Below are 17,637 nucleotides of genomic sequence, written 5' to 3' on the forward strand. Positions count from 1 at the left end.
GCGTTTAGGGTTAACCTCAAGGCCAATTCGGGCGAAGAGGGGCGCACTATGGAACACGGGCATGGCTATGAAATCTGGTTGAAGGATGCGGTGGTCTTCCTGATCGCCGCCGGCGTCGTGGTGCCGCTCTTTCGCCTGTTCAAGCTCAGCTCGGTTCTGGGGTTCCTGATCGCGGGTCTCGCCTTGGGGCCGTTTGCTCTGGGCGGGCTGGCCGAACGTTTCACCGCGCTGGAATGGGTGACGATTTCCGAGCCCGAAGCCGCCAAGCCCTTTGCGGAGCTGGGCGTGCTCTTTCTCCTGTTTCTTCTGGGGCTTGAGCTGTCCTTCAAACGGCTCTGGCAATTGCGCCGGGCCGTGTTTGGCGCCGGGGGATTGCAAGCCTTCGGCAGCGCCGCCGTTCTGGGCGTGGCGTGTTTCTTGATCGGTCAGACCGCGCCTGCCGCTCTTGTGATCGGTCTGGCGCTGGCGCTGTCCTCGACCGCCATTGTCATGCAGATCATGGCCGAGGAACGCCGTACGGCGGCCCCCGTCGGTCGCGCGTCACTGGCCGTTCTTCTGATGCAGGACATTCTGGTCGCGCCGATCCTGATCCTTGTAGGATTCCTGACGCGCGATTCCGGGGTGGATATTGGCGCGGCGCTCTTAAGCGCGCTGTTTCAAGGGCTTCTGGCGCTCGCCTGGATCTTGTTGCTGGGGCGTCTGGTGCTGCGCCCGGTCTTTCGCCTGGTCGCCAAGGCGGGCGGGCGTGATCTTCTGATGGCCTTGACGCTTGCTGTCGTGGTGGGCGCTTCCATGTTGACCGCGGGCGCGGGCCTGTCTCTGGCGCTGGGGGCGTTTCTGGCCGGTCTGATGCTGGGCGAGACCGAGTTCAAGCATCAGGCCGAGATCGATCTCGAACCCTTCAAGGGGCTCTTGCTGGGCGTCTTCTTCATGACCGTCGGAATGGGCCTGGACCTGGGCGCGGTGTGGCAGAATGCGGGCGTGGTCATTGCGGGCCTGGTCGTGATGCTTCTGGTCAAGGCTGCGCTGGTCTATCTCGCCTGCCGCCTGTTTGCGGGCGATCATCGCCTGTCGCTGGAGGCGGCCTTCCTTCTGGCCCCGGCGGGCGAGTTCGCCTTTGTGGTGCTGGCCACCGCCAGCGCGGGCAGTGTGATCCCGGCGGACGTGTCCACGCTGGTCGCCGCCATCGCAGGCCTGTCCATGCTGATGACCCCGGCGCTGGCCGCGATCGGTCGCAAGCTGGCCGCCGAGCCCGAGGGTAGTGCAGGGCAGGGCGAGCTGCCTTCAGATCTGGTGGAGATGGAAGGTCATGTGATCATCGCCGGCTTTGGCCGGGTGGGGCGCACCATGGCGCGGGTGCTGGAGACCGAGAATGTCTCCCTGATCGGGCTTGATATGAACGCCCAGAAGGTCGCCGACGGGCGTCGCGAAGGCTGGCCGGTCTATTACGGTGATGCGGGACGCGAGGAGTTTCTCGAACGCGCTGGCGCTGCACGGGCGGACATGTTCGTCGTGACCGTCGACAATCCTCAGAAAGCGTCTGACATGGTGCGCACCGCGCGGCGCTTGCGCCCGGACGCGCTGATCCTCGCCCGCGCGCGGGATCGGCGCCATGCGGTGGAGCTGGAAGCGGCGGGCGCCAGCCATGTCACGCTTGAGACCGCGGAAGCCGCCTTGCAGCTCGCAGGCCGGGCGCTTGAGGATATGGGTCTGAGTGCGGATACGGTACGGGACCGTCTGGCGGCGGAGCGCGAGGATGTCTACGCCTCCGAGATCGCCTGATGAGCCAGCCTGTGAGCTTTCAGACCGTCGCCAGTGACGCGCTGGTGTTCTGGGAACGCGGGCGCGTGATCTACAACGTCGTACTGCTCGCTGCGGTGATCGCGGTTCAGGGTCTGGATGTGGCGAACTGGAATGGATTCGGGCTCAGCCTGCCCGAGCTGATCGTCATGGCGATGGGCGCGAATGTTCTGTATTGCGCAGGCTATCCGGCGGACCTTCTGGTCCAGATGTCCCGCTTTCGCGGGCCCTGGCGCCATGCGCGCTGGCTGCTCTGGGGGCTGGGCACGGGCTTCGCCCTGATGCTGGCGTTGTTGTTCCTGCTGGCGCAACAGCCTGAAGCGGTCACCTAGTTCGGACGGTCGTCCAGAATATCGCTGGGGCGACGACCTGCGAGGTCTTCTGGCACGCCCATCGCGCGGTCGCGGGCATAGCGATCCTCGAACTCTTCCTGACGACGCTGGAACTCTTCCGCAGTCTCGTAGCGCTCGGTGCGGGCGGCCTCCATGCTGCGCTCGATGCAGGTGTCCCGCGCAGCCTTGTCGCTGATCTCCCGGCACTCGGCATAGGCGGACCGCCGGTCATAGGTGTCTACGGAGACGCAGGCGCTCAGCGCCAGAGGCGCAGACAGGCCCATGAGGAACAGCATGCGGCGTTTCATGATTGGCTCCATAAATTAAAGTCTGACTTTAACACGCAAGGCGGGCTGAGACGCGAGTTAAATCTTGGACAGCTGGAGCCGGACACAAAAAAGGCCGGGCAAGCGCCCGGCCTTTTCCAGTCTAAGTGTGAAAGGTGAGACGCCTTACACCTTGTCTTTCATGACTTCGGCAAAGCGCTCGGCCACGGTGTCGAGGAAGCCCTCGGTGGACAGCCAGCCTTGCTGATCGCCGACCAGCAGCGCCAGGTCCTTGGTCATGTAACCGGCTTCGACGGTCTTGATGATGGTCTGCTCCAGGCTTTCGGCAAAGGCTTCAACCTGCTCATTACCGTCCATCTTGCCGCGGTATTTCAGGCCACGGGTCCAAGCGAAGATCGAGGCGATGGAGTTGGTGGAGGTCTTCTCGCCGCGCTGGTGCTGGCGATAGTGACGGGTCACGGTGCCGTGCGCGGCTTCCGCTTCCACGGTCTTCCCATCCGGCGTCATCAGCACCGAGGTCATCAGGCCCAGCGAGCCGAAGCCTTGCGCCACGGTGTCGGACTGAACGTCGCCGTCATAGTTTTTACAAGCCCAGACAAAGCCGCCGGACCATTTCATCGCAGCCGCCACCATGTCGTCGATCAGGCGGTGCTCATAGATGATGCCCAGCTTGTCGAAGTCGGCCTTGAACTCGCTCTCATAGACTTCCTGGAAGATGTCTTTGAAGCGGCCGTCATAGGCTTTCATGATGGTGTTCTTGGTGGACAGGTAGACCGGCCATTTACGGTCGAGGCCATAGCGCAGCGAGGCGCGGGCGAAGTCGCGGATCGACTCGTCCAGGTTATACATGCCCATGGCCACGCCGGAGCTCGGGAAGTCGAACACTTCGTGGGTGATCGGCTCGCCGCCGTCAGACGGGGTGTAGGTCAGGGTCAGCTTGCCCGGACCCGGCACTTTCATGTCGGTGGCCTTGTACTGGTCGCCAAAGGCGTGACGGCCGATGACGATCGGCTTGGTCCAGCCCGGAACCAGCCGCGGCACGTTCTTGATCACGATCGGCTCGCGGAACACCACGCCGCCAAGAATGTTGCGGATGGTGCCGTTCGGCGACTTCCACATCTTCTTCAGGCCGAATTCCTCAACCCGGGCTTCGTCCGGGGTGATGGTGGCGCATTTCACGCCAACGCCGTAATGCTTGATGGCCTCGGCGGCCTCGACGGTGATCTGGTCGTCGGTCTCATCGCGCTTCTGGATCGACAGGTCGTAGTATTTCAGGTCGATGTCCAGATAGGGCAGGATCAGCTTTTCCTTGATCAGCGCCCAGATGATGCGGGTCATCTCGTCGCCGTCGAGTTCGACGACCGGATTGTCGACTTTGATCTTGGCCATGAAGCGTGTCTTCCATGTTCTGTGGGCATGTGGTGACGCACATGGGATGTGCGACATGCCATGTCGAGGGGTGGACGAATGTGTGGCGGGTGTCTAGCACCGCCTCGCGTGAAGAGAAAGAGGGCGCCCGTGACTGAGTCAGACCCGACCATGGTCGAACCCCAGACCCCTGTCTTTATTCTGGTCGAGCCCCAGATGGGCGAGAATATCGGTGCGGCGTGCCGTGCGATGGGCAATTTCGGGATTCCCGAGCTGCGGATCGTCAATCCCCGCGACGGTTGGCCCAATCCCAAGGCGGTGTCGATGGCGACGGGCTCGCCGGTGCTCGGCAACGCCAAAGTCTATGCCACGCTGGAAGAGGCTGTGGCTGATTGTCAGCTGCTGTTCGCCTCGACCGCCCAGCCGCGCAACATGGTCAAGCCGGTCTTCACGGCGCGTGAGGGCATGGCTGAGATCCGCGGCCATGTGGAAGCCGGTCAACGGGTCGGCGTGTTGTTCGGGGCCGAGAAATCCGGCCTGCCCAATGCTGCGATCACGCTGTCGAACGCGATCATCACATTGCCGGTGGATCGCAGTTTCAGCTCGCTCAATCTCGCCATGGCCGTCGGGGTCTTCGCCCATGAATGGCGGGCGGGCGAGCCGACCCCGGCAGAGTTCAAGCCGCTGGAGGATCGCGCCAGCGAGCAGGAGATGCAGGCCTTCTATAACCATCTTGAGGATGAGCTGGAGCGGGCTGGCTTCTTCTATCCGCCCGAAAAGACGCCCCTGATGATGCAGAACCTGATCAACGCATTCGCGCGCGGAGGGTTAACGCTGCAAGAGGTGCGCACCCTTCGCGGTGTCATCAAGGCGCTGGCGATAGGCCGGGGCAAGGCACGCATTGAACGTAATTAGTCAAGCGAATCCATAGGTTGATTATATCTGTATTCGCATCGCCAAGGATGATCTCCTTAGGGGCGAGATCGATCACCTGATTTACAATCCTGAGAAGAAACGGCGCCATTCTGAAACCCTGTGAAGTGCTTACAGGGAGAGCACCGTGCTGAATTCATTGTCGCTAAGGACCCAGCTATTCGGCGGGTTCGGAATGATGGCTGTCATTGTCATCGTGATGGTCGTGGCGGGGTTTGTGTTCGCTTCGGCCAGTGGCGCCAATTTCGCGCGCTTCAGGACAATCTCTCAGGCCTCCGTGGATATGGCGTCCATTCAGGAGACCGTCGCCAGTTTTCGCAACGACACCTATGTCTACAGGGTGACCGGCGACCCGGCGATCGCCGAAGAGGCGCGGACAAGCCGGGAGCATCTGGTCAACGAAATCGTCGAGGCGCAATCGCGCATGTCCAATGACGAGGTTCGCAACGATCTCGCCCGCGTTGACCAGTTCGGTGACCAGTACGCTGAAGCCTTCGAGCAATATATCACCCGACGCCAGTTGCTGGATGACGAGATCACCGCCCTGACCGATTTCGAGGACCGTTTGCTCGGGCAGCTGGGTGATACGCTGGCGGTGGCTGAAATGATGGGGGCGGACCAGTCCATGCTGCTGGTCGCTGAGAGTATCCGGGCATTGCTTCAGGCGCGTTATTATGGCCGCCGTGCGCTGACCGAAGGCTATGGTCCCAGCTATGACCGGGCTCAGTCCGAGCTTCAGACCATGCAGTCCATGCTGAGCCGGGGGCTGCAATCTGATGGTCAGATCATGACCGGCGCGGTCCAGCCCATTCTTGATGATGTCATCCTCTACAATGAGAGATTTTCTGCGGCGGTCGACATCACCGAACAACTGAACGCCCTGTCGCGCAATGTTCTCGATCAGATCGGGCCGCAACTTGCCGGCGCGGTCAGCACTGTTGTCTCTGATGTGGTCGAGCTTCAGGACCAGGCCGGACAAGAGATCGAGGCCGCCTTCACCCAGCAAAAACTGTTCAGCACGGTTCTGGGACTGGTCGGGCTGGGATTGGCGATTCTGGGCGCCTTCATGGTCGTCCGTCTGATCATGTCCAATGTGAGCGCTGTCGTTAGCGGCATCGCCCGCGTCCGCAAGGGAGACCTCGAGTTCAAGGTCCGCGGCGTGAATCGCAAGGATGAGCTGGGCGATCTGTTCCGAGCTGTCGAGGATTTGCGGACGGGTGAGATCAACCGCATCCGTATGGAAACAGAGGCGCTGGCCTCCAGCAAGGAGCGTGAAGAGCGCTCCCAGGCGACGCACGACGCCATTGATGTCTTCCGGCACAAGGTCGAGAGCATCCTGAAGATTCTCGCCGAGCGGACCCATGAGATGCGCCATACCGCAGGGCGTCTCAACTCTCAGGCCACCTTCGCCAATGAACAGGCGAGGACGGCGGACAGCGCCGCCGGTGAAACCGCCTCCAGCGTCGAGACAGTTGCAGCTGCGGCCGAGGAGCTGGCGAGCTCGATCCAGGAGATCGCCCGCCTGACCGAAAGCGCATCCGAGAAGGTGTCTGACGCTGGTCAGCGCTCGCAACACTCGGTGGATCAGATCGAAGCGCTGGCGGACCGGGTGTCGAGCATCAATGACGTGATCGACCTCATCAATGATATCGCCGAGCAGACCAATCTTCTGGCGTTGAACGCCACGATCGAGGCGGCGCGCGCTGGCGATGCGGGCAAGGGCTTTGCGGTTGTTGCAAGCGAGGTGAAGGACCTGGCCGAACAGACCAGCAAGGCGACCGAGAGCGTCGCCAGCCTGGTGCGAGACATCCAGAGCTCGATGAGCGGTTCGGTCGATTCCATCCGGGGCATCGCCAAGATGAGTGACGAGATCAACGAAGCCACCGCCTCGATCGCCAGCGCGATCGAGGAGCAGGGCGCCGCCACGCGTGAAATCTCTCAAAGCACGTCGCGCGCCGCAGAGAGCACCGCGACGCTGGCCAAGGGCGTGCGCGATGTCGGCGAGGCTGTGGCGGACACTGAAAGCGCGGCGGGGATGCTGGAGCAGACCTCTGACGCCTTCACCAGCCAGTCCGACACCTTGCGCGAAGCCGTTGAGCAATTCTTCGAAGCGATCAAGGAAGGCCCGCTCAACCGTCGTGAAGGGGATGACCCCGGCTATAAGGGACCGGAGCGTCGCAAGAGCGGGCAATCGCGCGAGGCATCCGTGAAGACAGCCGCCTGACCCCCATGGGCGAAGCTGCCGTCAGGCCGTCCTTCCTGCGGGAAGGGCGGCCTGTCTGCTTTTGGGGCGGGTTGCGTCGGGCGGTATCCAGACGCGCCGTTATCCTTTACTGAGGAGAGGTTTGAAGGATCCGCCAGCAGCGTCATGGCCCAGACTGAGACCCCATCCACCAATCCGTTTGCTGATCTTGTGCGCCGCTCCGGACGCTGGTCGCCGCCTGACTGGGTGTTCCTGCCTGCGTCGGCGCTGGTGACAGGCGGGCTGATTGTTCTGGCGCTCAATCTGCGTCCGGGCACGGTCGAACCTGAAATCTCCGATACGCAATTCATCATGGAAGCCGAAGCCCTGGCTCAGCTTATTCCGGGGCCGGGCACGCGCTTTGAGCTGACCTATGGACCGGCTGGCGAACCCATTGCGCGCCTGAGCGCGACCGCGTCGTTTGAGGCGGCCGGTCTGTTGTCGGCAGGCGTGGGGGCGGCCCTGCCTGCAGAATGGGAAGCCAACGCCATTGGTCGGGTCGTGCGTTTCGAGGTGGAGGCGCAAACCGCTCAGGACTCCCGTATCGAGCAGATTCGTCTTGGGTATTTCACCGTGGGGCATGGCGATTCCGAACGCACCCTGCGTCCGGTCACAAGCAGCTGGTCCACGGTAGGCCTGTGCTATCAGGTCTCGCCCTCCGCCCAGCCCAATGGTGCGGAATGGCTGGGCATCTGGCCCGGAGACGCCGGAGACGGACAGGCTGTGCTGGTGCGCTCGGTCCGACTGACGCTGGAACCGGAAGGCGAGAGCCTGGCGCAGTGTGAAGCGCGCCTGTCAGAAAGCTGAGGCGCTGGAGCTGGTCATGACGCTCTGGTGCACGTCTGTGTCATTGATTCTCGGGGTTCTGGGCCCGGCCTGGCGGCGGATGCTGCTGGGCGTGTTTCTGGCGGGGCTGGGCTATCTGGCGTTCCTGCCCGCTTTTGAAGGTCGGCAAGAAGCGGTTCAGGTCGCTGCGCTGATCGAGCTCACGACCAGCGGTCAGATAGCTGTCCGGGGCGATGACCGCCTCAATACGGACCGGCTGGGTTTTGCGGGCCCCTGGCCTTCAGGTCTGCCGGGCGACGGTCGGACCGGATATGCAGGGCAGGCGCTTGAAGACACGTCGCCGCCGGGCGCGGCTGACAGCGCTCAGCGTCGCGCGCATCCTTTGACCCTGGGGCTTCTGGCGCCCATGCGCTATCTCGCCCGAGGCTGGAGCTGGCCGGATCAGATCCGCTTTTACAGGCTGGGTGTCTGGTGCCTGGCCATACTTGGCTTTGCCGCGAGCGTGGGGGCGGCGCTGCGCTACGACTATATCGACCCGGGAAAAGCCGTGTTGATGGCGGCCTGGCCATTCATGTTTCCCCAGTTTTTCGCGCAGATGACGGCGGTGGGCGGTTCGGGCGTGACCCTGGCCTGTCTGGGCTTCGCCAGTGCAGCCCTGATCGCTCTGTCGCGCCGCAATGAGCTGACGGCGAGCCTTGGGCTCGGGCTGGCGCTGGGGCTGGGCATCTGGGCCGACACCCTGACCCTGGCGGTCTGGCTCGGGTTGGGCGGTTATTTCATCTGGCGGGGCGTGGTGCTTCACAAGGCGCAGAGGCTGGATGGGGAATGGCTGGTCCTACGCGTCTTTTCCATGGGGCTGGCGCTGCTGATCGGGGCAGGCTGGCTCATCTACGTTGTCACCAGCGCTCAGGCTCCGATGGCGTCGCCCGGGCTGGATCAGGGCTTCATCGTTCGGCTCTGGTCGATTCTGGCCGCCTTTGCCGGGGATGGCGGCGCGTCGGGCCTTCTTCCAGGGCCGGGCTGGCGCGCAATTGCGCTGGGGCTTCTGATCCTTGTCCTGATGCGCTGGGAATTGTACTGGCGCGCCTTGCCCGCAATCGTCAAAGCGCCCGCCTTCATCCTGCCGGTTTACACCCTCGGGGTCCTGCTGATGGGGCTGAGGGGTGTTGCCGATCTTTCAGACCTGCATGTCCTGGCGCCCATGCTGGCCCTGATCGCGGCGCTCTCCTGCCGGGCCTCTGCCCTGTTGATCACGCTGGTGACGCTGGGAATGTTCGGTGCGCTGGCGCACGGGCTGTTGCAGGCGTCGGTCTTTTCAGGCTGCGCCGTCTACCAGCCCGAGCTGGGCCGGTATGGCTATGAGACCGCATCCTGTCTTCTGAACGCGGACGCGCTGGAGCAGGTCAGCGCGCCTGGCTTCGCCCTGAAAGCGCTGGCGGTCGGGGGGCTGAGTGCGCTCAGTGCGCTTTATAGCGTGTGGCGGCAGGCTTCTTGGCAGCGCGGCGATTGACTCGCGGGCGGTGTTTGCTCATAACCCGTGCTTCCCTCGCTCGCCGGCTTGCCGGACGAGCCTTGTTTTCATGGCAACGGACGATGCGTGGACCGCCGTTTGAATTGCCCTGACCGAGGGATCAGGGCCGGGCCGCGTCACGAAGGAAAGACTATGTCGAAGCGTCATTCGCAGAAATACAAAATTGACCGCCGCATGGGCGAAAACATCTGGGGCCGCGCCAAGTCCCCGGTGAACAAGCGTTCCTACGGCCCGGGTCAACACGGCCAGCGCCGCGCCGGCAAGCTGTCGGACTTCGGTCTGCAGCTGCGCGCCAAGCAAAAGCTCAAAGGCTATTACGGCAACATCACCGAGAAGCAGTTCAAGCGCATCTACACCGAAGCGCAGCGCCTGAAAGGCAACACGGCTGAAAACCTGATCGGTCTGCTGGAAAGCCGTCTGGACGCGATCGTGTATCGCGCCAAATTCGTGCCGACCGTCTTCGCAGCTCGCCAGTTCGTCAACCACGGCCACGTCCGTGTGAACGGCAAGCGCGTCAACATCGCCTCTTACATGGTCAAGCCGGGTGATGTGGTTGAAGTGCGCGAAAAGTCCCGCTCCATGGCTCTGGTGCTCGAAGCGCTGGGCTCTCCGGAACGTGACGTGCCTGATTATCTCGACCTCGACGCCAAAGGCATGAAGGCTGTCTTCACCCGCAAGCCGGAATTCAACGAAGTTCCGTACCCGGTGAAGATGGAGCCGAACCTGGTGGTCGAATTCTACTCCTCGTAATTTTCGAGGACGAAGAGACACGGAAAAGCCCGCTGCCACGCAGCGGGCTTTTTCTTTGGTCGCTTGGACGCAGAAACAAAAAAGCCCGCCATCAAAGGCGGGCTCTTGTCGTTTCAGGAGCGCGGCGGCCTAGGCCTCCACGAGACCCTTTTCCTTGAAGAGCTGTTGCAGCTCTCCCGCTTCGAACATCTCCTTGACGATGTCGCAGCCGCCGACGAATTCACCCTTCACATAGAGCTGGGGAATGGTCGGCCAGTCCGAATAGGTCTTGATGCCCTCGCGCACGGCGTGGTCTTCGAGCACGTTCACGGCGGCGTATTCCACGCCCACATGATCAAGCACGCGCGCCACCACGGAGGAGAAGCCGCATTGCGGGAAGGTGGGGGTGCCTTTCATGAACAGGACGACGTCGTTTTCGGTGACGGCTTTCCTGATCGCTTCCTGAGTGGCGTCGTCAGACATGGGAGAGGGTTCCTTATGGTGCGTTCGCCCAAAGATGGGAGGGCGAGCGGGAAAGTTCAATCGGGGTGCGTCAGCCCGGTGTGCGGGTTTCCAGCGCCAGGGCGTGCAGCTCGCCGCCCATGCGGCCCTTCAGAGCGGCATAGACCAGCTGATGCTGCTTGACGCGGGACAGGCCTTCAAAGGCGTCCGAGATGACCACAGCCTTGTAGTGATCGCCGTCGCCGGCGAGATCTGTCAGTTCGACCTCGGCGCCGGGAACGCCTTCCTTGATGAGGCTGACAATGTCTTCAGCATTCATGGGCATGGCGTCTCTCCTGCGCAGTGCTAGGGTGAGCCATACCATCACACCGGGCGCGCCCGGAACCCTAGCTTTCACAGGGATATTACGGAGATTCGTCTAATGCTGCTGTCCGCTTTGTTGCTCACCACGGCTCTGGCCGCCCCGGCTGCTTCTGATTGCACCGGCCTGGAGCCGCAGGCCTGGGCCGATCTGTGCGTGATCAGCTCTGACGAAATGAAGGGCCGCGAGGTGGAAAGCGAAGGCAATGCCCGTGCGCGCGCCTATATCATCGACCGCCTGACTGAGATGGGCGTCGAGACGGTGGGCGAGGGGTATGAGCACCCCTTCAGCTATGAGCAGGCGCTTGATTTCCGCGATCCCAATTCACCGCGCGAGACCGTGAACGCCGTCAATGTCATTGGCGTCATTCCCGGCGCGGACCGTTCGCGCGCCATCGCCGTGACCGCCCATTATGACCATGTGGGTCAGAACGAAGCGGGCGAGATCTATAACGGCGCTGATGACAATGCGTCTGGCGTAGCCGCGCTGCTGGCGACGGCGGCGCACTTTATGGCCAACCCGCCCGAGCACGACATCCTGATCATGGCGTTCGACGCCGAGGAAGCCGGCCTTCGAGGCGCTCGTGAAGTGGTCGCCCATCCGGTCGAGGGCGCGGCGCCGGTCGCCTTCAACCTCAATTTCGACATGCTGGGCTATAGCCCGGACAATGATATCTGGGCGGCGGGTCCGTATCACACGCCCGCTCTGACGCCGATCGTGGAAGAGATTGCGGCCGAGGCCTCGATCATTCTGGCGGCGGGGTATGACAGCCCGGACGAAGACCCGCGCAATGACTGGACGCTGTTGTCCGATCAGGGCGCCTTCCATATGGGCGGCATTCCCTTCCTCTATCTCGGGGTTGAGGATCACGAGCACTATCACCAGACGACCGATGAGTTCGAGACGATCAGTTCTGACTTTTTCCTCGGCGCGGTGAGCGTGGCGGTGGAGCTGGCAGAACGCATTGATGCCGATCTCGATACGGTGATCGGTCAGGACGCGGCTCAATAGCAGATCGCCAAGTGATTGATGCGGCGCACAATTTGCGCCGCATCATGAAATCATAACAAAAATAAACACCGTTCACTTTTCAAAGTGTGGTGATGCACCTATGTATACGCCGTAAATAGCGGCGCATACCCGATTATGGGTGTCATCAGGGAGAGGACCATGTCCACCGCACTTCGTACTGTTTTCGCTGGCGCAGCACTTGTTCTGGCCGGTTTTGGCGCAGCTCAGGCGCAAGAATGCCCCACTGCTCCGATGTTTGTCGGCGTGTCCGGCCCCAACTCTGATGTGCGTCAGTCCGCACGTCGTGTGGACCAGGGCGACTGGCGCAACGCGGCGCACTTCGCGTCTGAAGCGCTGGAATCGGGCACCTCGAACCGCAACAAGAATGCGGCCGCGATCAATCTGTGCGCCGCACTCGCCAATGAAGGCGATGCAGGCACGGCTGACGCTTGCGCCACCGCCATCGAGCGCAATGGCGACAGCTGGGAAGCCTACACCAACCGCGGCGGCGCCTTCTGGCTGGCCGGTGATCACGCGTCCGCCGCTGCTGACTTTGCCCGTGCGGCGGAGCTGGGCGCGGGTGAAGCGGCGGTCGCCCACAACGCCGCACTGGCCCAGTGCAACGGCTAATCGGCTGACAGGCTGAAACGAAAAAGGCCGGGGCATCGCCCCGGCCTTTCTTTTTTGCGCTCTGGCCGAGCCTATTCGGCGACACGCGCTTCCGGCTCGCCGTCCATCAGGGCCGGCATGAAGCCTTCATGGGCCTGTTTGAGACGGATCAGGTCCACGGCGTGACCGCCATTGATCGAGATGAAGCGGCCACCGGCCAGACCCACCACTTCGACCGTCACGTCCGCCGCTTTGGCGTCCGCGCGCAGGGCCTCGGCCTTGTCCGCGTCGGCGGCGATCAGATAGCGGCCCTGATCCTCACCGAACATCCAGGCGAAGACGGGCAGGGCGCCCGTATAGGCCAGCTTGACGCCCACGCCTGCGGCCATCGCCATATCAGCGGCGGCGCAAGCCAGACCGCCGTCAGACAGGTCGTGCACGGCGCTGACCTTGCCCGCGCGGATCGCGGTGCGGACGAAGTCGCCATTGCGTTTTTCGACAGCCAGGTCCACGCGCGGCGAGGCGCCTTTTTCCTGACCTTCGATTTCACGCAGATAGAGCGAGGCGCCCAGCTCGCCGCGGGTTTCACCCACCAGCAGCAGCACCTGGTTCACTGTCATGCCGCCAAAGCCCATGCGCTGGCTCATATCCGGGATCAGGCCCACAGCGCCCACCGCCGGGGTCGGCGGAATGGCGACGCCATCGGTCTCGTTGTAGAGCGAGACATTGCCCGACACGACGGGGAAGTCGAGCGCCTTGCAGGCCTCGGCCATGCCTTCCACGCAGCCCACGAACTGACCCATGATTTCGGGGCGTTCGGGATTGCCGAAGTTCAGGCAGTCGGTGATCGCGATCGGGTCGGCGCCCACAGCGGTGAGGTTCCGCCAGGCTTCGGCCACGGCCTGCTTGCCGCCCTCGAACGGGTCCGCAAAGCAATAGCGCGGGGTGCAGTCAGTGGTGATCGCCAGCGCCTTGTTCGTGCCGTGAACACGCACGATGGCCGCGTCGGCGGGGTCTTCAGAGCTGGCGGCCGTATCGGCCATGACGTGCCGGTCATACTGACGCCAGATCCAGCGCTTGGACGCCATGTCCGGGCTGCCCATCAGGCTCGCCAGCACCTCGCCCAGATGCTCGGGCTGGTGCAGGTCTGCCGGATCGATGGAACCGCGCGCTTCGGCGGGGAACCAGGGGCGGTCGTATTTGGGTGCGTTCTCGCCAATCGGATCGAGCGGCAGGTCGCAGACCACTTCGCCCTTGTGACGCAGGACAAGACGGCCATGCGGCGCGGTCTTGCCGATGGTGGCGACATCCAGATCCCATTTGCGGAAGATACGCTCGGCCACATGCTCACGGCCCGGCTTGATGATGATCAGCATCCGCTCCTGGGATTCTGACAGCATCATCTCATAGGCGGTCATGTTCTCTTCGCGCTGGGGCACGTGATCAAGATCAAGCTCGATCCCCAGCCCCCCCGACGAGGCCATTTCCACCGAAGAGGAGGTGAGACCGGCGGCGCCCATGTCCTGGATCGAGCTGATCGCGTCTTCGCTCATCAGTTCGAGGCAGGCTTCGATCAGCTTCTTCTCGGTGAACGGATCGCCGACCTGCACGGTGGGGCGGTTCTCTTCAGAGCCTTCGCCGAATTCCGCCGACGCCATGGTGGCGCCGTGAATGCCGTCGCGACCGGTCTTCGCGCCCACATAGAGGACAGGGAAGTCAGGCTCGCGGGCTGCGGCGGTGAATATCTTGTCGGCATCGGCCAGGCCCACAGCCATGGCGTTCACCAGGATGTTGCCGTTATAGCCCTTGTCGAAATTGGTCTCGCCGCCCACGGTCGGCACGCCCACGCAGTTGCCATAGCCGCCAATGCCCGCGGTGACGCCCGCGACCAGCTGACGGGTCTTGGGGTGCTTGGGATCGCCAAAGCGCAGCGCATTCATCAGCGCCACCGGACGCGCGCCCATGGTGAAGACGTCGCGCAGAATGCCGCCCACACCCGTGGCCGCGCCCTGATAGGGCTCGATATAGCTGGGGTGGTTGTGGCTCTCCATCTTGAAGATGGCGGCCTGACCGTCGCCAATGTCGATGACGCCGGCGTTCTCGCCGGGGCCATAGATCACCTTGTCGCCCTTGGTGGGGAATTTGGACAGGTGCAGGCGCGAGGATTTGTACGAGCAGTGCTCGGACCACATGACCGAGAAGATGCCGAGCTCCACAAGGTTCGGCGCGCGGCCAAGCTCCTTGAGGATGATCTCGTATTCATCAGCGGTGACGTGATCGAGGGCGATCTCTTCAGTGATGCCGTCGGCGTAACGCGGGTTCACAGCTTCGCTCATGACAGTTTCCCCAGCACGCTTTCAAACAGGGCCAATCCATCGGTTCCGCCATGATCGGCGTCCACGGCGCGTTCGGGGTGGGGCATCATGCCCAGCACATTGCCCGCCGCATTGGTGACGCCCGCAATATCGCGAGCGGAGCCGTTGGGATTGTTGGCGTAGCGGAAGACCACCTGGCCTTCGCCTTCGATCCGGTCGAGGGTGGCCTCGTCGGCGAAGTAATTGCCGTCATGGTGCGCGACGGGAATGAGGATCTCCTTGCGGTCGGCATAACCCTTGGTGAAGCGGGTGTTCGCCGTTTCCACCAGCAGCGGCGCTTTCTCGCACACGAAATGGAGCGAGGCGTTGCGCATCAGCGTGCCGTCCAGGAGCCCGGCTTCGGTCAGGATCTGGAAGCCGTTGCACACGCCCAGCATGGGCACGCCGGCTTCGGCTTTCTTCTTGAGATCATTGACGATCGGCGAGCGCGCAGCGACCGCGCCCGAGCGCAGATAGTCGCCATAGGAGAAGCCGCCGGGGACCATGATGAAGTCCAGCCCCTCAGGCAGTTCGGTCTCTTCATGCCAGACCATGGCCGGCTTGACGCCGGTGACGGCTTCGAGCGCCATGGCCGCGTCGCGGTCACAGTTCGAGCCGGGGAAGACGATGACGGCGGTTTTCATGTCAGATCCGCTTCTTGCTCGTCCGAACGCCCTAGGCGCTCAGCTCGATGTCGTAATTTTCGATGACCGGATTGGCGAGCAGCTTGTCGCACATCTCGGCCACGCGGCTCTGGGCTTCTTCGGCGTCAGCGGTGTTGAGATCGATCTCGATCAGCTTGCCCTGACGCACGCCCGCCACTTCACCGAAACCCAGATGGTTCAGCGAGTTGGAGACGGCCTGACCTTGCGGGTCCAGAACGCCGGGTTTGAGGTAGACATGAACGCGCGCTTTCATTCCGGAGACCCCTCTTCGGTAACGGAACCGTTTTCTTTCATGATGCCGAGGCGGCGGGCCACCTCTGCGTAGGCTTCGGTTACATTGCCGAGATCGCGGCGGAACCGATCCTTGTCGAGTTTCTCATTGGTGTTGGCGTCCCACAGACGGCAGCTGTCGGGGCTGATCTCGTCAGCGAGGATCACCCGCGGCATGTCGTTCTGGTCGTAGACGCGGCCAAATTCGAGCTTGAAGTCGATCAGGCGGATGCCGACGGCCATGAACATGCCGGACAGATAGTCGTTCACGCGCAGGGCCATGGCGATCATCTCGTCCATGTCCTGGGTGGTCGCCCAGTTGAACGCGGTGATGTGCTCTTCAGCCACCATCGGGTCTTCCAGCGCGTCGTTCTTGTAATAGAACTCGACGATGGAGCGCGGCAGGGCGTCGCCTTCGGTCAGACCGAAGCGCTTGGCGATGGAGCCGGCGGCCACATTGCGCACCACGACCTCAAGCGGAATGATTTCCACTTCGCGCAGCAGCTGCTCGCGCATGTTCAGGCGCTTGATGAAGTGGGTGGGGATGCCCATACGGCCCAGATTCTCCATCACGAATTCGGAGATCCGGTTGTTCAGAACGCCCTTGCCTTCCAGCACGGCTTTCTTCTGGGCGTTGAAGGCGGTGGCGTCATCCTTGAAATAGGCCACGACGGTGCCGGGTTCCGGACCTTCGTACAGGATCTTGGCCTTGCCTTCGTAAAGCATTTTGCGGCGGGACATCAGCAGCCTCGCTCCGGCTTGAGGCGCGTCTTGCGGCGCGCGAGTGGGGCGTCGGCCCGCTGTGATGTCGCTGGGATCAGAGACGTCGCGCCCGGGCCAAGCCATGAGAAACGCGAAACGGCCCGTCGCCGCGGGCCGCTATCGTGGCGCCTACATACGCGAGGCGGGTCCTTACATCAATATCTGTGCTGAACCCTGTTACCGCCCAGGGTAACGCGATTGATAATCTGTGCCGCTGCGGCTAACTCTTTCCCTCAACAGTATTGATGTCTGGGGTTGAAGGACCACCGCCATGTCAGGTTTCGACGATCGCGAAAACGCTTTCGAAAACAAGTTTGCTCACGATCAGGAGCTCGAGTTCAAGGCCGTCGCGCGCCGCAACAAGCTTCTGGGCCTGTGGGCCGCCGAGCTGATGGGGCTGTCCGGCGATGACGCCGAAGCCTATGGCAAAGAGGTGGTCAAAGCCGATTTCGAGGAAGCCGGCCACGAGGACGTGTTCCGCAAGATTCGCGGTGATTTCGACGCCCGCGGCATCGAGCAGACCGACCACCAGATCCGTCACAAGATGGACCAGCTTCTGGAAGAAGCCCGCACTCAGGTGCGCGAAGGCTAAGCCCTTCCCCTTCCAAGCCATCAACGGCGGCGCAGGCTCTGCGCCGCCGTTTTCATGTCCGGGTCCGGCTAAAGCCCGAAGCGTTCCCGGTCGGCGATGAGATCCAGCGCGTAATCCAGCGCGCCTGCGATATCGGCTTCGGAATACGCCATCGTGATCCGCGCCAGCACATCGCCTGTGTCGCGATCGATCAGCAGGACAAAGCCCGTAGCGTCCGACACAGCGTCATAAGCGGGGCGAATGCCTTCCTCGCTCGCGCGCTCGGCCAGGGCGCTGCGCCGACCGAAGGACGAATCAAAGCGGACCTGTTCGAGCGGCGCCTGCGCATACTCGGCCATCACCCGCTCATAGCGCGGCTCAAGAATCTTGCACGGCCCGCACCAGTTGGAGCGAAACAGCGCGGCGACGAGACGCGGGTCTTCTGCGGTCGGGGACTGGGCCGAAGCGGCAGGTCCGAAACCGAACACAGCCATCACGATGAGGCAGAGAATACGGGGCATCAGGCAAGGCTTTCTGCGGGTGATTGCCTGATCCTACCAGCCG

At 62.8% G+C, this 17,637-nt stretch carries 19 protein-coding genes; 10 read left to right on the forward strand and 9 right to left on the reverse strand.

Translation table 11 applies throughout. The annotated features are described in order from the left end of the window. Window positions 1–48 precede the first annotated feature (48 nt). Window positions 49–1,782 carry a cation:proton antiporter domain-containing protein gene (locus ACFELO_RS04525; protein WP_440959383.1) on the forward strand — a complete coding sequence of 578 codons (1,734 nt, stop codon included), beginning with the start codon at window positions 49–51 and terminating at the stop codon, window positions 1,780–1,782. After that, a complete protein-coding gene (locus ACFELO_RS04530; protein WP_440959384.1) occupies window positions 1,782–2,132 on the forward strand; it encodes a hypothetical protein in 351 nt (116 codons plus the stop codon). Before ACFELO_RS04525 ends, ACFELO_RS04530 begins: the two co-directional genes overlap by 1 nt. On the opposite strand, the gene ACFELO_RS04535 is transcribed toward ACFELO_RS04530, so the two are convergent. Together ACFELO_RS04535 and ACFELO_RS04540 are read right to left on the reverse strand one after the other, a co-directional pair. After that, a complete protein-coding gene (locus ACFELO_RS04535) occupies window positions 2,129–2,440 on the reverse strand; it encodes a hypothetical protein (RefSeq protein WP_440959385.1) in 312 nt (103 codons plus the stop codon). The genes ACFELO_RS04530 and ACFELO_RS04535 overlap by 4 nt on opposite strands. A gap of 144 nt (window positions 2,441–2,584) precedes the next feature. Continuing rightward, window positions 2,585–3,808, reverse strand: a complete 1,224-nt coding sequence (locus tag ACFELO_RS04540; protein ID WP_440959386.1) for an NADP-dependent isocitrate dehydrogenase — start codon at window positions 3,806–3,808, stop codon at window positions 2,585–2,587. A 150-nt stretch (window positions 3,809–3,958) separates the two neighbouring features. Here ACFELO_RS04540 and ACFELO_RS04545 point away from each other — a divergent pair, with 150 nt between their 5' ends. The 5 genes from ACFELO_RS04545 (at window position 3,959) to rpsD (ending at window position 10,029) form a co-directional block, all read left to right on the forward strand. Beyond that, the gene (locus ACFELO_RS04545; RefSeq protein ID WP_440959891.1) at window positions 3,959–4,702 is read left to right on the forward strand and encodes an RNA methyltransferase; all 744 of its coding nucleotides are present in this window, start codon (window positions 3,959–3,961) and stop codon (window positions 4,700–4,702) included. Between the two features lie 193 nt (window positions 4,703–4,895). Continuing rightward, a complete protein-coding gene (locus tag ACFELO_RS04550; RefSeq protein ID WP_440959387.1) occupies window positions 4,896–6,944 on the forward strand; it encodes a methyl-accepting chemotaxis protein in 2,049 nt (682 codons plus the stop codon). Window positions 6,945–7,088: 144 nt separating this feature from the next. After that, complete coding sequence (locus tag ACFELO_RS04555; RefSeq protein ID WP_440959388.1) at window positions 7,089–7,769, forward strand: hypothetical protein; 681 nt, start codon at window positions 7,089–7,091, stop codon at window positions 7,767–7,769. A gap of 16 nt (window positions 7,770–7,785) precedes the next feature. Then, window positions 7,786–9,258: a hypothetical protein gene (locus ACFELO_RS04560; protein WP_440959389.1), complete on the forward strand. Its 1,473-nt coding sequence runs from the start codon at window positions 7,786–7,788 to the stop codon at window positions 9,256–9,258. 153 nt (window positions 9,259–9,411) lie between these two features. Further along, window positions 9,412–10,029, forward strand: a complete 618-nt coding sequence (gene rpsD, locus ACFELO_RS04565; RefSeq protein ID WP_440959390.1) for a 30S ribosomal protein S4 — start codon at window positions 9,412–9,414, stop codon at window positions 10,027–10,029. Window positions 10,030–10,158: 129 nt separating this feature from the next. On the opposite strand, the gene grxD is transcribed toward rpsD, so the two are convergent. Further along, window positions 10,159–10,491: a Grx4 family monothiol glutaredoxin gene (gene grxD / locus ACFELO_RS04570; protein WP_440959391.1), complete on the reverse strand. Its 333-nt coding sequence runs from the start codon at window positions 10,489–10,491 to the stop codon at window positions 10,159–10,161. A 70-nt stretch (window positions 10,492–10,561) separates the two neighbouring features. Next, window positions 10,562–10,795, reverse strand: a complete 234-nt coding sequence (locus tag ACFELO_RS04575) for a BolA family protein (protein WP_440959392.1) — start codon at window positions 10,793–10,795, stop codon at window positions 10,562–10,564. Between the two features lie 96 nt (window positions 10,796–10,891). Between ACFELO_RS04575 and ACFELO_RS04580 the strand changes: the two genes are divergently transcribed. Both ACFELO_RS04580 and ACFELO_RS04585 read left to right on the forward strand, forming a co-directional pair. Beyond that, window positions 10,892–11,842, forward strand: a complete 951-nt coding sequence (locus ACFELO_RS04580) for a M28 family peptidase (protein ID WP_440959393.1) — start codon at window positions 10,892–10,894, stop codon at window positions 11,840–11,842. A gap of 159 nt (window positions 11,843–12,001) precedes the next feature. Beyond that, window positions 12,002–12,472, forward strand: coding sequence for a hypothetical protein (locus ACFELO_RS04585; protein ID WP_440959394.1), 471 nt, complete (start codon window positions 12,002–12,004; stop codon window positions 12,470–12,472). Window positions 12,473–12,543: 71 nt separating this feature from the next. Here ACFELO_RS04585 and purL read toward each other — a convergent pair whose 3' ends face one another. The 4 genes from purL to purC are packed head-to-tail and all read right to left on the reverse strand — an operon-like array spanning window position 12,544 to window position 16,484. Continuing rightward, complete coding sequence (gene purL / locus ACFELO_RS04590; RefSeq protein ID WP_440959395.1) at window positions 12,544–14,787, reverse strand: phosphoribosylformylglycinamidine synthase subunit PurL; 2,244 nt, start codon at window positions 14,785–14,787, stop codon at window positions 12,544–12,546. Beyond that, window positions 14,784–15,449: a phosphoribosylformylglycinamidine synthase subunit PurQ gene (gene purQ / locus ACFELO_RS04595; protein ID WP_440959396.1), complete on the reverse strand. Its 666-nt coding sequence runs from the start codon at window positions 15,447–15,449 to the stop codon at window positions 14,784–14,786. The genes purL and purQ overlap by 4 nt, the downstream gene beginning before the upstream one ends. A 31-nt stretch (window positions 15,450–15,480) precedes the next feature. Next, window positions 15,481–15,723: a phosphoribosylformylglycinamidine synthase subunit PurS gene (gene purS / locus ACFELO_RS04600; protein ID WP_440959397.1), complete on the reverse strand. Its 243-nt coding sequence runs from the start codon at window positions 15,721–15,723 to the stop codon at window positions 15,481–15,483. Further along, complete coding sequence (purC, locus tag ACFELO_RS04605) at window positions 15,720–16,484, reverse strand: phosphoribosylaminoimidazolesuccinocarboxamide synthase (RefSeq protein WP_440959892.1); 765 nt, start codon at window positions 16,482–16,484, stop codon at window positions 15,720–15,722. Before purC ends, purS begins: the two co-directional genes overlap by 4 nt. 289 nt (window positions 16,485–16,773) lie before the next feature. Here purC and ACFELO_RS04610 point away from each other — a divergent pair, with 289 nt between their 5' ends. Next, window positions 16,774–17,094 (forward strand): DUF1476 domain-containing protein, encoded by a 321-nt coding sequence (locus tag ACFELO_RS04610; RefSeq protein WP_440959398.1) that lies wholly within the window; start codon window positions 16,774–16,776, stop codon window positions 17,092–17,094. Window positions 17,095–17,162: 68 nt separating this feature from the next. Here the strand turns inward: ACFELO_RS04610 and ACFELO_RS04615 are convergent, their stop codons facing one another. Then, entirely contained in the window at window positions 17,163–17,594 is a 432-nt protein-coding gene (locus ACFELO_RS04615) for a thioredoxin domain-containing protein (protein ID WP_440959399.1), read from the reverse strand. Window positions 17,595–17,637 lie beyond the last annotated feature (43 nt).

It is taken from the genome of Oceanicaulis sp. LC35 (assembly GCF_052055585.1).
In the GTDB taxonomy this organism is placed as follows: domain Bacteria; phylum Pseudomonadota; class Alphaproteobacteria; order Caulobacterales; family Maricaulaceae; genus Oceanicaulis.

Bases quoted from the DNA above. Each gene is read 5' to 3' on its own strand.
- purL (WP_440959395.1), bottom strand. From the start codon at position 14,787: ATGAGCGAAGCTGTGAACCCGCGTTACGCCGACGGCATCACTGAAGAG.
- rpsD (WP_440959390.1), top strand. From the start codon at position 9,412: ATGTCGAAGCGTCATTCGCAGAAATACAAAATTGACCGCCGCATGGGC.
- ACFELO_RS04550 (WP_440959387.1), top strand. From the start codon at position 4,896: ATGATGGCTGTCATTGTCATCGTGATGGTCGTGGCGGGGTTTGTGTTC.
- ACFELO_RS04555 (WP_440959388.1), top strand. From the start codon at position 7,089: ATGGCCCAGACTGAGACCCCATCCACCAATCCGTTTGCTGATCTTGTG.
- ACFELO_RS04580 (WP_440959393.1), top strand. From the start codon at position 10,892: ATGCTGCTGTCCGCTTTGTTGCTCACCACGGCTCTGGCCGCCCCGGCT.
- ACFELO_RS04575 (WP_440959392.1), bottom strand. From the start codon at position 10,795: ATGCCCATGAATGCTGAAGACATTGTCAGCCTCATCAAGGAAGGCGTT.
- ACFELO_RS04545 (WP_440959891.1), top strand. From the start codon at position 3,959: ATGGTCGAACCCCAGACCCCTGTCTTTATTCTGGTCGAGCCCCAGATG.
- ACFELO_RS04585 (WP_440959394.1), top strand. From the start codon at position 12,002: ATGTCCACCGCACTTCGTACTGTTTTCGCTGGCGCAGCACTTGTTCTG.
- ACFELO_RS04540 (WP_440959386.1), bottom strand. From the start codon at position 3,808: ATGGCCAAGATCAAAGTCGACAATCCGGTCGTCGAACTCGACGGCGAC.
- purS (WP_440959397.1), bottom strand. From the start codon at position 15,723: ATGAAAGCGCGCGTTCATGTCTACCTCAAACCCGGCGTTCTGGACCCG.
- ACFELO_RS04535 (WP_440959385.1), bottom strand. From the start codon at position 2,440: ATGAAACGCCGCATGCTGTTCCTCATGGGCCTGTCTGCGCCTCTGGCG.
- ACFELO_RS04525 (WP_440959383.1), top strand. From the start codon at position 49: ATGGAACACGGGCATGGCTATGAAATCTGGTTGAAGGATGCGGTGGTC.
- ACFELO_RS04615 (WP_440959399.1), bottom strand. From the start codon at position 17,594: ATGCCCCGTATTCTCTGCCTCATCGTGATGGCTGTGTTCGGTTTCGGA.
- ACFELO_RS04610 (WP_440959398.1), top strand. From the start codon at position 16,774: ATGTCAGGTTTCGACGATCGCGAAAACGCTTTCGAAAACAAGTTTGCT.
- ACFELO_RS04560 (WP_440959389.1), top strand. From the start codon at position 7,786: ATGACGCTCTGGTGCACGTCTGTGTCATTGATTCTCGGGGTTCTGGGC.
- purQ (WP_440959396.1), bottom strand. From the start codon at position 15,449: ATGAAAACCGCCGTCATCGTCTTCCCCGGCTCGAACTGTGACCGCGAC.
- grxD (WP_440959391.1), bottom strand. From the start codon at position 10,491: ATGTCTGACGACGCCACTCAGGAAGCGATCAGGAAAGCCGTCACCGAA.
- ACFELO_RS04530 (WP_440959384.1), top strand. From the start codon at position 1,782: ATGAGCCAGCCTGTGAGCTTTCAGACCGTCGCCAGTGACGCGCTGGTG.